This is a genomic window from Pedobacter deserti, from assembly GCF_024436415.1.
Lineage (GTDB): Bacteria > Bacteroidota > Bacteroidia > Sphingobacteriales > Sphingobacteriaceae > Pedobacter > Pedobacter faecalis.
Genome location: NZ_JAFMZQ010000001.1, coordinates 666,609 through 679,347, shown reverse-complemented (window position 1 = coordinate 679,347; position 12,739 = coordinate 666,609). Strand labels below are relative to the sequence as shown.

Annotated in this window: 11 protein-coding genes; 3 read left to right on the top strand and 8 right to left on the bottom strand. The window is 46.4% G+C overall.

The genetic code is table 11. The features are described 5' to 3' along the window. Positions 1–90 precede the first annotated feature (90 nt). A complete protein-coding gene (locus J3P40_RS03150) occupies positions 91–1,710 on the top strand; it encodes a DUF8614 domain-containing protein (RefSeq protein ID WP_256002891.1) in 1,620 nt (539 codons plus the stop codon). Here J3P40_RS03150 and J3P40_RS03145 read toward each other — a convergent pair whose 3' ends face one another. The 8 genes from J3P40_RS03145 to gltX form a co-directional block, all read right to left on the bottom strand. After that, a complete protein-coding gene (locus tag J3P40_RS03145; protein WP_256002888.1) occupies positions 1,711–2,079 on the bottom strand; it encodes a response regulator in 369 nt (122 codons plus the stop codon). Further along, positions 2,072–2,650, bottom strand: a complete 579-nt coding sequence (locus tag J3P40_RS03140; protein WP_256002885.1) for a chemotaxis protein CheB — start codon at positions 2,648–2,650, stop codon at positions 2,072–2,074. The genes J3P40_RS03145 and J3P40_RS03140 overlap by 8 nt, the downstream gene beginning before the upstream one ends. Beyond that, a complete protein-coding gene (locus tag J3P40_RS03135; RefSeq protein ID WP_256002882.1) occupies positions 2,647–3,471 on the bottom strand; it encodes a CheR family methyltransferase in 825 nt (274 codons plus the stop codon). The genes J3P40_RS03140 and J3P40_RS03135 overlap by 4 nt, the downstream gene beginning before the upstream one ends. A 1-nt stretch (position 3,472) precedes the next feature. Further along, on the bottom strand, positions 3,473–3,838 hold the full coding sequence (locus J3P40_RS03130) for a response regulator (protein ID WP_256002879.1): 366 nt from the start codon (positions 3,836–3,838) through the stop codon (positions 3,473–3,475). Position 3,839: 1 nt separating this feature from the next. Further along, positions 3,840–7,430, bottom strand: coding sequence for a response regulator (locus J3P40_RS03125; protein WP_256002876.1), 3,591 nt, complete (start codon positions 7,428–7,430; stop codon positions 3,840–3,842). A 6-nt stretch (positions 7,431–7,436) separates the two neighbouring features. Further along, positions 7,437–8,564 carry a hybrid sensor histidine kinase/response regulator gene (locus tag J3P40_RS03120; protein WP_256002873.1) on the bottom strand — a complete coding sequence of 376 codons (1,128 nt, stop codon included), beginning with the start codon at positions 8,562–8,564 and terminating at the stop codon, positions 7,437–7,439. Positions 8,565–8,639: 75 nt separating this feature from the next. Then, positions 8,640–9,479 carry a KPN_02809 family neutral zinc metallopeptidase gene (gene ypfJ / locus J3P40_RS03115; RefSeq protein ID WP_256002870.1) on the bottom strand — a complete coding sequence of 280 codons (840 nt, stop codon included), beginning with the start codon at positions 9,477–9,479 and terminating at the stop codon, positions 8,640–8,642. Positions 9,480–9,577: 98 nt separating this feature from the next. After that, positions 9,578–11,089: a glutamate--tRNA ligase gene (gene gltX, locus J3P40_RS03110; RefSeq protein WP_256002867.1), complete on the bottom strand. Its 1,512-nt coding sequence runs from the start codon at positions 11,087–11,089 to the stop codon at positions 9,578–9,580. A gap of 48 nt (positions 11,090–11,137) precedes the next feature. On the opposite strand from gltX, the gene J3P40_RS03105 reads away from it, so the two are divergent. Both J3P40_RS03105 and J3P40_RS03100 read left to right on the top strand, forming a co-directional pair. Continuing rightward, the gene (locus J3P40_RS03105; RefSeq protein ID WP_256002865.1) at positions 11,138–12,361 is read left to right on the top strand and encodes a sensor histidine kinase; all 1,224 of its coding nucleotides are present in this window, start codon (positions 11,138–11,140) and stop codon (positions 12,359–12,361) included. Between the two features lie 62 nt (positions 12,362–12,423). Beyond that, the gene (locus tag J3P40_RS03100) at positions 12,424–12,609 is read left to right on the top strand and encodes a hypothetical protein (protein WP_256002863.1); all 186 of its coding nucleotides are present in this window, start codon (positions 12,424–12,426) and stop codon (positions 12,607–12,609) included. Positions 12,610–12,739 lie beyond the last annotated feature (130 nt).

The window sequence follows — 12,739 nt, the reverse complement described above, 5'->3', positions numbered from 1 at the left end:
GCTACTAGCCCGACTTACCGTTAAATTAAGAGTACGACCATTATGAGAAATATCTTTATTGCTGCCTGTTGCTTTATTTATACCAGTATCATGCTGATTTCATGTACAAATTCTACCGGAACCCGCGCTGGTACAACCGTGACAGGAGACGACAGCCTGCAGCGGTATGTTGCCGAACGCATCAGTATCTATGAACAGGTCAAACTGACGACCAACCTGAACGATCTTTCTCCTGATGACCGGAAAATTCTGCCGCTTTTAATTCAGGCTGCCCAGATCATGGACGAGCTCTTTTGGAAACAGGCCTATCCGCAACGTGACAGCCTGTTGAACGCAGTAAAAGACGAAAAGACAAAAGCCTTCATCTGGATCAATTACGGGCCTTGGGACCGCCTGAACGGCGATAAGCCATTCGTCGCAGGAATTGGTCCTAAACCTGCCGCCGGCACATTTTATCCTGCCGGTATGACCAAAGAGGCCCTCGAAAAGTCAACGGTGAGTGATAAATATGGCTTGTACTCTGTGATACGGGCGGACACTCTGGGTCGTATGACATCCGTACCGTATCATGTACTTTACGCAGCAGAATTGCAAAAGGCCTCTTCGTTACTTAAGCAGGCGGCTTTACTCACGGAAAACGCCGGGTTCAAAAAATACCTTAACCTGCGTGCGGACGCTTTGGTAACAGACAAGTATACGGCGAGTGATTACGCATGGCTGGATATGAAAGACAATACGCTGGACATCATCATCGGGCCTATTGAGAACTATGAAGATAAGTTATTCAATGCCCGCGCCGCCTACGAGGCATATGTCCTCGTAAAAGACAAAGTATGGAGTGAGCGCCTTACCAAATATGTTGCTATGCTCCCCGAGCTGCAGCGCGGACTTCCCGTGCCTGAAAAGTACAAACAGGAAAAACCGGGAACCGACTCTGAGCTTAACGCCTATGACGTTGTCTATTATGCGGGCGACTGCAATGCGGGCTCAAAGACCATTGCGGTAAATCTTCCCAACGATGAAATAATACAGCAGAAGAAAGGTACCAGACGTTCCCAGCTCAAAAATGCGATGAAAGCGAAGTTCGACAAGATCCTGATTCCTGTTGCTAACGAACTGATTGATAAGTCGCAGCTAAATTATATCAACTTCGACGCGTTCTTCTCCAATGTTATGTTTCACGAGGTTGCCCACGGACTGGGCATCAAAAAAACGGTAAACGGCAAAGGCTTCGTCAAAGAAGCACTTCAGGATCAATACTCCTGGCTTGAAGAAGGAAAAGCGGATGTCCTGGGGCTGTACATGGTTACCGGTCTTTTAAAGAAGGGGGAACTCAAAGGAAAGATTGAGGACTATTATACGACTTACATGGCCGGTATCCTGAGGTCTGTTCGCTTCGGCGCCTCCAGCGCACACGGAAAAGCAAATATGCAGTGCTTTAACTTCTTCAAAGAAAAGGGCGCATTTGTCCGCAATGCCAACGGTACCTACAAAGTAGATTTCAGCAAATTCGAAACTGCGATGAACGCGTTAAGCAGCCTTATTCTGCAGCTGCAGGGCGACGGCGACAGGGCTGCTGCGGAGCGGGCCCAGAAGGAAAATGCAGTTATAGGCGCCGAACTTAAGCAGGATCTGGACCGCCTTACTCAAAAAGGTATTCCTGTAGACATTGTATTCGAGCAGGGGGTCGATGTCCTGGGCGTAAAGTAACTAAGGCGAAATATAACGGCTTATGATATCTTCCAGATCTTGAATATCGAATGGCTTAGACAGATAATCATCGGCTCCAGCCTGTTCTGCAAGAGATTTCACATCATTGTTCGCGGAAAAATAGATTACCGGGATGTTTCTCAGCTCCGGATGGCTCTTAAGCGCCTTGGTGGCTTCAATTCCGCCAACATCAGGCAGCCAGTTGTCCATGAAAATGATATCTGGTACACAGGCCATTACCTGATCAATAATGTTATTCGAAGTCACCGAGGTTTTGATCTCGTAGCCGGCGTCCTCCAGAATGATTGTACATAAGTCGAGTATATCGGCATTATCGTCAAAGACGAATACTCTTTTGGGTTTATTCATGATGGTATTTAGATAACGTGTTTATAAACTCTGCTATTTGTGGGATAGTCAGAATATGATCTACGGATACATTTTGCTTTGCCTGAGCAGGCATATAAGACACCTGAGCTGTTTCGGGATCCTGTATCGCAGCCACCCCTCCCCATTTCTTCACCTGCCTCAGCCCTGCCACACCGTCGGCGTTCGACCCTGAAAGCAGTAAGCATACAAGACCCTCCCTGTATACTTCTGCAGCGGTATGGAAAGTTACATCTATTGATGGCCTCGAATAATTCACTTTTTCGGAATAATCCAGCGAAAACGTTTCGTCCCGCTCTATCAGGAGGTGATAATCTGATGGTGCAATGTATACAACGCCGGGCTGAACAACCTCTTTTTCATCAACTTCCTTCACCGTCAGCCCGGTCCGTGAAGTTAAAAGATCCGGGAGCAACGAGTCGCTTCCATGCTTACGGTGTATGACAATAATGATCGGAAACGGCACAGGGATACGAACGATCGGAAGCACCTTAAGCAGTACGTCCAGGCTACCAGCCGAGCCACCGATTATAAATGCTTCACACGCCCTCATTTCTGTATTTTACGCCATATTTTCTCCGTGCCGAGTCGCTTGTATTTCTTTAAGAATGGAGAAAAATTGATCGTCTCCTTGGTTCCTAATGCAAGATAACCCAGTTCCTCAAGACTGTCGTCGAAAAGTCCGAATACCTTATGCTGCAATTCCCGGTCGAAATAGATCAGTACATTGCGGCACAAGATCAGTTGAAACTCATTGAAAGACCGGTCTGACACAAGGTTGTGCGTTGAAAAAATGATTTTCTTTTTCAGATCATCATTGAATTTAGCGAGGGAATAATTAGCCGTATAATAACCGGAGAACTCCTTAGTGCCGCCAGATAAAATGTAGTTCTCAGAATATTGTTTCATGTAGCTCAGTGCAAAAATACTCTGAGCGGCCCGATCAAGAACAGCAGGATTTATATCGGTTGCATATATCAGGGATTTTTCGAGCAGATTGAGTTCCTTAAGGATAATAGCTATAGAATATGCCTCTTCTCCGGTCGAACACCCTGCCACCCACACTCTGATAAAGGGATAGGTCCCAAGCTTCGGCAGCACTTCCTCGCGGAGCGTCTTGAAGAACATTGGGTCACGAAACATTTCCGTCACATTTACAGTGATTTGCTCAACAAACCGTTTGAAATACGAACTGTCATTGTTTATCCGGTACCTGAATTCCGCAAAGCTAAGTGCTTTATCGAGCGTGAAGAGTCTCAAAATTCTACGCTTCAGCGAGGCTCTGGAATATCCGGTAAAGTCGTAACCATATTGCTCCAAAGTATCTGCGAGCAATAAATCTACCTGTTCATCACTAATTACCGCTCCCTCCACATCAAACGTATTGAGTTATCAGCTTAATTAATTCATCGACGTTGATGGGCTTCGAAACATAGCCTGCTGCGCCTGCATCCAGGCACCTTTCCCTGTCGCCCACCATCGCCTGAGCAGTAACCGCAATTACCGGTATATGCTTCAACTGCTCAGTTTCAGCGATCTTTGCCATGGCTTCATAACCATCCATATCCGGCATCATCATGTCCATAAGCACAACCGAAATCCCTGGTTCAGCACCAAGCATTCGTATCCCCTCTTCGGCGCTTGTTGCCGACAAACAGGTGTATCCTTTCGACTTGAGCACTGCCTTTAAAGCGAAAATATTACGATTATCGTCGTCAACGATCAAAATCTTATTAGCCATATTATATCCTGTCATAAAGCCAGACCCTAAGCAACGAGATGAGTTGGTCAACATCTACAGGTTTTGAGATGTAATCCGAAGCACCGGCCGCAATGCATTTCTCCCGATCTCCCATCATAGCTTTGGCAGTAACAGCCAGCACCGGCAATTGTTTGAAAGCAGGTATTTTCCTGATCTCCCGTGTGCTTTCATATCCATCCATTTCCGGCATCATCATATCCATAAGGACAATATCTACCTTTGGGTTGTCTTTTAAAATCTGTAGGGCTTCCCTGCCGTCAGTAGCCGCGAGAACCTTCATTTTATGCTGTTCTAGTGCTTTTGTGAGTGAAAAAATATTTCTTACGTCATCATCCGCGATCAGGACAGTCTTATTGTTCAGGACGTCATACAAGCCTGCAAGCTTTTCCGTGACCACAGGCCGGTTTCTTTTATCACTCTCGTTTGCTTCAACAAGATGGAGGAACAGGCCTGCCTCATCAAGGATACGTTGGTACGAATGAGCCGTCTTCACTACGATCGAATCGGCATACTGCCTGATCCGGCTTTCCTCGCCTTTAGAAAGGTTCTTCCCGGTAAAGATAATGATCGGCAGGTTTTCCAGTCCTTCACTTTTTTTGATGGTCTCCAACGTTTCATAAGCATTCTTATCCGGTATGCCCATATCCAGAATCACACAATCTACTTCTTTTTTCTGCAACGCATCGATACTCTGGTTAACATTGTTGGCAACCTGGGTCATGATATTATAATTGCTCAAAAAGTAGCTCAGCGCTTCGGCGTGCTGCTTATTCTCTTCCACAATCAACACCTTTTTAGGATGCTTGCTAAGCGCATACTCCAGTTTCTGGAAAATTTGTTTCATGTGTTCAAGCGCTACAGGCTTGTTGATAAAATCTACCGCCCCTTTAAGCAGGCTTTCTTTCTTTACTTCAAGCGATGACATGATATGCACCGGGATAGGCCGTGTAGCGGGGTTAGACTTCAATTCTTCCATCACCTGCCATCCATCTTTCACCGGAAGCTGGATGTCCAGCAAAATTGCGAGCGGCCTGAAGCTGTTTGCCAGTTCTATACCGGCATCGCCCCGCACAGCCACAATACCCTTATATCCACGCTTCCTGGTAAACTGCAACAAGGTCTTTGCGAATGCCGTATCGTCCTCAATGATCAGGATTACTTTGTCCTGTGCTCCTATGTCATCCCTGTCGTCTTCAATATCTTTCGGAATAACACTCACAGTAAATCTCTCAGCGTTGGCTTGCTTTGGTGTTTCCTGTTTCGGCTTTTCGGGTTCGGATGAATCTGATTGCGTTACTTCCTCAGTGACAGCGTTTCGGTCAACCGGCAGCCTGAGTAAAAACTCGCTTCCAACATTTTCTTTACTCGTTAGTTCTATTTCACCTCCCAGAAGTTTTGAAAGTTCACGGCTTATCGATAAGCCAAGGCCTGTCCCGCCAAATCTTCTGCGTGTAGAGCCGTCGGCCTGTTGAAATGCTTCGAAGATTAAACCCTGCTTTTCTTCAGGAATACCGATACCTGTGTCCGTTACCTTGAATAAAAGCATGCGGCCGGCATCGTCCTTATTAACCGTCAGGGCTACTTTGCCGCGTTCCGTAAATTTAACGGCGTTTGAAAGCAGGTTTTTAAGGATTTGTTCCAGACGCATTTTGTCCGTGTTAATCTGCAAGCCATCCGCTATATCTATAACAAGCTCCAGCCCCTTGTTTTTAGCAAGCGGGGTAAAAAGTGACTTCATATCTGTAGCCACCTCGGAGATATTAACGTCCGCAAATTCCAGCTTCATCTTTCCTGCTTCGATCTTCGACAGGTCAAGAATTTCATCTATTAGGCCTAGTAGGCCCTGTCCCGAGCTTTGTATTACTTCTGCGTATTCGATATACTCCTTATCCAGCTCTTTATTCTCAGACATAAGCTTAGACAACAGCAAAATAGAATTAAGCGGCGTCCTCAGCTCGTGAGACATGTTTGCAAGGAATTCAGACTTGTACTTCGTACTCTGCTCGAGTTGCTCTGCTTTTTGCTGAATATCCAGGTTCCGCTCATGTATCAGCTGGTTCTTTTCTTCAAGCAGGCTTGTTCTTTCTTCGAGTTCCTGGTTGCTTTGCAGCAACTCTTCCTGTTGTACACGCAACTCCTCTTCAGAAGTTTGTATTTTCTGTGCCTGAGCCTCCAGTTCCGCATTTAGCCCCTCCAGTTCGCTGTGCTGAGCCTGAAGCTCTTCGGTTTGTGCCTGCGTTTCTTCCAGCAGTTCCTGAAGTTTCTTTCGGTTTTGCGACACATGGATTGCCATACCAATACTATCCGCAACACTCCCTAACAGCTCCAGTTGAAGCGGGCTGTAGCTTGAAAGCGAACCAAACTCCATAACGCCGACTACTTCGCCATGACGTGTGATTGGCGCCGCCACCACATTTCGGGGACTGGTACTTCCGGTAGCATAGCTCACGGTCATCTCACCTTCCGGAATATCGTTCACCAGAATTTGCTTTCCCGACCTTATTACCTGGCCCGCAAGCCCGTCGCCTAGGCTAATCCGGTTACGCCTCGCCTGGGCTTCAAGGGCAAACCCGCCTGCAAGATAAAGACTGTTGTCAGACTCAAGAAGATACAATGCGCCGACAACACTTTCCGTATAATCTGCAACATGCTCTAAAATGTTAGCGGCCAGCATTTCCACGGTCTTCTCCCCAACCATGGTTTCGTTTAACGTGGCTATTCCCGACTGAAGCCATTCCTTATCCGCAAGCTTAGAGAAAGAATACTCGAGAGATTCGGCCATGGCATTGAGCGATCCAGACAAACTACCTAACCCGTCTTTTTCTGTTTCGTCGAGCCGCGCACCATAATCGCCTTTAGATATCTGCGCGGCAACCGTTTGAATAGCGGCTATTCTCGCCGCCGTTTGCTCATTGTTTGCCCTCAGTTCTTCCTGCAGCCTCATGCGCTCGTCGTGATCTCTAGATACACGCAGGTAAAAGAAAAGCGTTATGAGTACGGCAAGCGCAGCCGCAGCAATGATTACAAGCGGCGTGTAGCTGGCTTGCTTATTTAATTCGGTCGTCCGCTCGTTAAGGAGTCGCATCTCTTCCTCCTGCATTTTCTTGATCAAGGCCCGTGCACGGTCCATGTATGACTTTCCCACCCGCAATTCGGAAACCGTAATCTGACCTCCGCTGTCTTTGATGTCAATGATTTTCTGTAAAGCGTTAAGCCGGTTTTCAATGATGTCCTGCAGGCGCTCAATATGGTATTGTTGCTGACCGTTATCTGCGGTTGCCAGACTTATCCTGTTAAGCAGTTCCAAGGCATTGCCACGCGCTCCATTGTAGGGTGTAAGAAACTCTGTCTCGCCTGTGAGCAGGTAACCTCGCTGACCGGTTTCGGCATCCTTCAGTGCGGAAAGCACCCCGTCTAAATCAGTCATAACGGCATTGCTGTGCGATACCAGTTCTGCGCTTTTAATCAAATTCGTTATGCTCTTGTAGGACGCCAGTGATGACACAAATAAGATCAGCAATGACAGCCCAAGCCCAATACGCAAATTGTTTTTGAGTGATGTTTTCTCCATAAGTCCTTATTGATCGTTTTCGGTCCCTGTATCTGAGGGAAGTATAAAGTAAAATTCTGAACCTTCGCCGAGGGTGCTTTTAACGCCCACCTCGCCACCGTGCCGTCTGATGATTTCGGCAGAGATATAGAGACCAATGCCAAGTCCCTGAAAATGGATCGCGGTCTCTTCTACGCGATAAAATTTATCAAACACATGTTGTTGCTGCTCCCTCGCAATCCCTATACCGAAGTCACGCACACCAAGGTATACTTTATCATCCTTCACATTCAGATATACATGAATTTCATCCGTGCCAGGAGAATATTTGATCGCATTCGTAAGAAAATTGACGATTACCTGCTCAATACGCATCTCGTCAGCATATACAAGGCCTGGTGCCTTGCCTTTCCGGACAATGTTAAAGCCTGGGTTCGACTGGTGAATAATTTCTATCACGTTGTCAAGCAACTCGTCCATAACGAAATGCTTTTTGGTAAACTTGAGCTTACCGCTTTCAATTTTAGAAATGTCCAGAAGATCTGCAATGAGCTCGTTGAGCTTCTCCAACTGAACTTCTGCCTTGGCAAGATGATTCTTAACCTTATCTATATCGCCTTTTTCTACGCTTCTGGCCAACAATTGCACATAACCTTTCACGCTCGTCAGCGGAGTTTTTAGCTCGTGACTGGCAATACTGATAAACTCGTCTTTTTTACGCTCAGCGCGTTTTCTGAATTCAATCTCCTCGAGCAAAGCCTTCTGAATTTCGCGCAGCTTACGGCTTTGCTCATAAATCCGGTAAAACGTCTTTACTTTCAAAAGTAAAATGTCCATATCTACCGGCTTGGTGATATAGTCGAGCCCGCCGGAAGAATAGCCGCGTGTAATAAACTTCAGTTCCTTGTTAACGGCAGACAAAAATATGATCGCCGTCTCCTTCGCCCGGCTGTAACCGGAAATAGCCTCTGCGACTTCGAAGCCGTCCATCCCTGGCATCTGCACATCCAGAATGATAAGTACATACTCATGCTTGAGCACCTTTTTCAAGGCCTCTTCTCCCGATGATGCCGTATCTACTTCAAAATTATGCCGCTCCAGAACCCTTTTTAAAGAAATCAGGTTTTCGGGCGTATCATCTACAATTAATATCATGTTTAAATATCCGTCATAAAGTTATAACACCACAGGGATAAATTCATGTTATAACTTACATGTTACTTTTCAGTATCAAGGGAGTTCCTCCGAGCTGAATGTATCGCCCTGACTAAAATCACCCGTTTCAAATCCTTTTTTAAACCAAAACGCACGCTGCGCCGAAGTTCCATGCGTAAACGCATCAGGAACCACTTCCCCATTGGTTTGCTGCTGAAGTTTATCATCACCAATAGCATTGGCTGCATTCAATGCCTCTTCCAGATCCCCAGGGTCAAGCCTGAAGTCCTTAAGATTCTGTGCGTGATGAGCCCAAAGCCCCGCCAGAAAATCTGCCTGAAGCTCCAGCTTCACAGAGAGCCTGTTATATTCTTTTTCACTAAGCTGAGCCCTTGCCCTCTGCACTTTTTCAGAAATACCAAGCAGATTCTGTACATGGTGGCCAACTTCATGTGCGATAACATAGGCCTGCGCAAAATCGCCAGACGCACCAAAACGGTCTTTAAGGTCTTTATAGAACGAGAGGTCAATATATACCTGCTGGTCGCCCGGACAGTAGAACGGCCCTACTGCGGCACTGGCATTACCACAGGCCGACTGCACCATATTCGTGAATAAAACAAGTGTAGGTTCCTCATAGCGTTGTCCCATCTCCTGGAACTGCTGCTCCCAAACCTGATTGGTCGATTCCAGCACCCCGTCAACGAACTTCCCTTCTGCATCTTCGGGGCTACCAGTAGCCCGTTCGGCCTGAGCGCCCTGCTGCAAAGGGAGCTGACTAACTAACCCACTCAGATCAGTTCCGAAAAGCAACCCTAACACAACAATGATGACGCCGATACCGCCTCCAATGGCGCCACCGCCCATTCCTCTCCTATCGTCCACATTGCCGCTTCCTTTGCCGAACCATTGCATATTTGTAGTGAGTTTTGGTTTATCCGTGTATTGCGACAAGGATTATACCAAAATAGCAAAGGTTTCAGGTTTATTGCATAATATGCTATGCAGGAATTTTATTCACTAAACATATTCACCGCAGATCGGATGCGCTGTATAGTTTCCTGTGCACCCAGCATCGCGGCGATATCGAAGACGCCCGGACCAAATTTTCCACCAACAAGCATCACCCTGAAGGGTAGCATCACCTCACCAGCTTTTAGTCCGTGTTCGGCGGACAGCAATTTAAATCTTTCCTCAAGGTCAGATGCAGAGCGTTCATCGGTAATTGTGTCCGCAAATGCGAAGAAAAAATTGGCTTTAATCTCAGTCCATTTTGGCTTCACTGCATCCACATCAAAAACCTCCGGAGCCTTAAAGAAATAACCTGCCTGAAGTTTAAAATCGCTGAGCAATGTACACCGGTCTTTCACCAGCCTCACAACATTCAGAAAATACTTGTCGGTTATTACGTCCGTGACCTGCTCGCCCAACACGGACCTAACCAGCGGCATCAGCACTTCCGCTTCGCTTTTCTTTATCCATTCCTGGTTAAACCACTTCGCCTTTTCAAAATCGAACTTGGCTCCAGCCTTACTGATCCGGTCTATCGAGAACTTGGCTATTAGCTCAGAAAGCGAGAATAACTCCTGCTCACTACCATCGTTCCAGCCCAACATGGCAAGAAGGTTTACAAACGCTTCTGGCAAGAAACCAAGCTCTTTAAAACCCCTGGTTTCTGCTCCGGTACGCGGGTCAGTCCAATTTTTAGCATACACCGGGAACCCAAGTCTGTCGCCATCTCGCTTGCTCAGCTTTCCGTTCCCGTCAGGTTTGAGAATCAACGGAAAATGAGCCCATTGTGGCATAGCGTCGGCCCAGCCCAGATATTTCCATAGCAGGATATGGATGGGAGCTGATGGAAGCCATTCCTCTCCACGAAATACATGGCTGATCTCCATCGCCTTGTCATCTGCAACAACGGCAAGATGATACGTTGGCATGCCATCTGCTTTAAGCAGCACCTTGTCATCAACCAAATTGGTGTCAAAGCTTACATGACCTCTGATCATATCATGGAATGATACACTTTCGTTTTCCGGCATCTTGATGCGCACCACATGCGGAACGTTGCGACTAAGCAGTTCTTCCACTTCTCCGGAAGTTAACGACAGGGAATTTCTCATACTCTCCCTCGTAGCCTGCCCGTAAGTAAAATTAGGCACTTCTTTTCGCTTTATCTCCAGCTCTTCCGGCGTATCGAATGCATAGTATGCATGTCCTTCACGAATCAACTGTTCAGCAAATACACGGTAAGACGCCTTCCGCTCACTCTGCCTGTATGGTCCATAGTTACCGCCCTTTTGCGGACTTTCATCGGGCACCAGCCCAGACCAATCCAAACAGTCAGCAATATATTCCTCCGCGCCTTCCACAAATCTGGTCTGATCCGTATCTTCGATACGAAGGATAAATGAGCCCTTATTTTGCTTTGCGAACAAATAGTTGAACAGCGCTGTCCGAACGCCTCCTAAGTGAAGTCCACCCGTGGGGCTGGGAGCAAACCGTACTCTAACTTTCTTTTCCATATACTATCCGCAAAGATATATTTTTGTAATTTGCCTTTTTCATATTCTATGAATCCGTACGAAAAAAAGCGCCGTTGGAAATTCTTTCTTTTGATCTTTGCCATCGTTATCGGAACCGCTTCCGTTTTTTATAGTAACTCGTTCGTTAAGAAAATGGAGCGCGAGGAGCAGCTCCAGTTTCAGTTGTACGTTAAAGTAACCGAACAGACGTTTTTAATGTACGACGACGATCGCTATACCAGTATGATCGACCTCATACGCAGCAACACAAAACTTCCGGTAATTCTTACAGACTCTCAGGGGGAAATCATCAGCTTTCAAGGGCTTGATTCAACAAAAACCAACTATAACCTGGAGAAAAAAGAAGGCATTACATACGATCCGTTATATTTCAAGAAAGAACTGTTTCGCATGAAAAAGCAGCATGCGCCCACACCGATAATCGGTCTAGACGGCACAGTATGGTATTTATATTATCGCGACTCCCCAACCCTAACACAGCTCCGCTATTTCCCTTACATCCAGCTGGCGGTCATCGCCGTGTTTTTGCTCACGGCTTACGTAGCCTTCAGTTCGGCCAGAAAGGCCGAACAGGACCAGGTTTGGGTCGGTTTAGCAAAAGAGACGGCACATCAGTTGGGCACACCTATCTCATCACTGATGGCTTGGGTAGAACTGATAAAATCAAGGTTTAACGCCGAGGACGACCCGCTTATTGCGGAAATGGAGAACGACATCAAGCGCCTGGAAGTGATCACCGACCGCTTTTCTAAGATCGGCTCAAAACCCATCCTGGAGGACCACGTGGTCTATACCGCGATCTATAACTTTGTCCAGTACTTTAAACTACGGACATCTGACAAGATCAGATTTGAGATTACCGGTGATGAGCAGGTTCGCGCTATGCTAAATGTACCGTTGTTCGACTGGGTAATTGAAAACCTGTTGAAAAATGCAGCAAACGCTATAGATAACGAAGGGAAGATCAGCATAAACATCGCCGAGAACCTCGCAAAGGAAGAAGTTCTGATAGACGTTACAGACACCGGATCGGGCATTTCCCGTTCTAAATTCGACGCCGTATTTCAGCCCGGCTATACCACACGAAAGCGAGGCTGGGGACTGGGCCTTTCATTGACCAGGAGAATCGTCGAAAATTACCATAGTGGTCAAATCTTTATTAAAGATTCGGAAATCGGCAAGGGAACCACATTCCGGATCATATTAAAGAGCAGCATCACTTACGAGCCTACCTCAGGCGCTCCGGCATAGTAACAAAAAATTACCTCCCAAATTAAAATAATCGATATCTTTGAGCCATTAAGATATTCACTATGACTGAGCAAGGAAAAAATAACAACACTTTTGACTGGGTATATTACGTATTAGGACTCTTCTTCGGCATTGTAACCACCTTAGCGATCACAAATAATTTTTTCTGGGCAATCTTTGGAGGCATAGTCGGTTTTATATTCAGCGCTATATTTCTCAATGGCATCGTGAAAGGCAGGGAATACTAACCCCTCCTAAATTTAAGTTATTGTTTGCTACCTTTTGCACGAACTGTCAGTTCCCGCTGTGGTCCTGTCGACAGTACTACAATTACGTTTGGCTTAGTTCCAGGATAGCTCAGTCGCGGCATTTTGTCAA

Coding starts and splice junctions, on each gene's coding strand:
- J3P40_RS03150 (WP_256002891.1), top strand. CDS start 91: ATGCTGATTTCATGTACAAATTCTACCGGAACCCGCGCTGGTACAACC.
- J3P40_RS03145 (WP_256002888.1), bottom strand. CDS start 2,079: ATGAATAAACCCAAAAGAGTATTCGTCTTTGACGATAATGCCGATATA.
- J3P40_RS03140 (WP_256002885.1), bottom strand. CDS start 2,650: ATGAGGGCGTGTGAAGCATTTATAATCGGTGGCTCGGCTGGTAGCCTG.
- J3P40_RS03130 (WP_256002879.1), bottom strand. CDS start 3,838: ATGGCTAATAAGATTTTGATCGTTGACGACGATAATCGTAATATTTTC.
- J3P40_RS03125 (WP_256002876.1), bottom strand. CDS start 7,430: ATGGAGAAAACATCACTCAAAAACAATTTGCGTATTGGGCTTGGGCTG.
- J3P40_RS03120 (WP_256002873.1), bottom strand. CDS start 8,564: ATGATATTAATTGTAGATGATACGCCCGAAAACCTGATTTCTTTAAAA.
- ypfJ (WP_256002870.1), bottom strand. CDS start 9,479: ATGCAATGGTTCGGCAAAGGAAGCGGCAATGTGGACGATAGGAGAGGA.
- gltX (WP_256002867.1), bottom strand. CDS start 11,089: ATGGAAAAGAAAGTTAGAGTACGGTTTGCTCCCAGCCCCACGGGTGGA.
- J3P40_RS03105 (WP_256002865.1), top strand. CDS start 11,138: ATGAATCCGTACGAAAAAAAGCGCCGTTGGAAATTCTTTCTTTTGATC.
- J3P40_RS03100 (WP_256002863.1), top strand. CDS start 12,424: ATGACTGAGCAAGGAAAAAATAACAACACTTTTGACTGGGTATATTAC.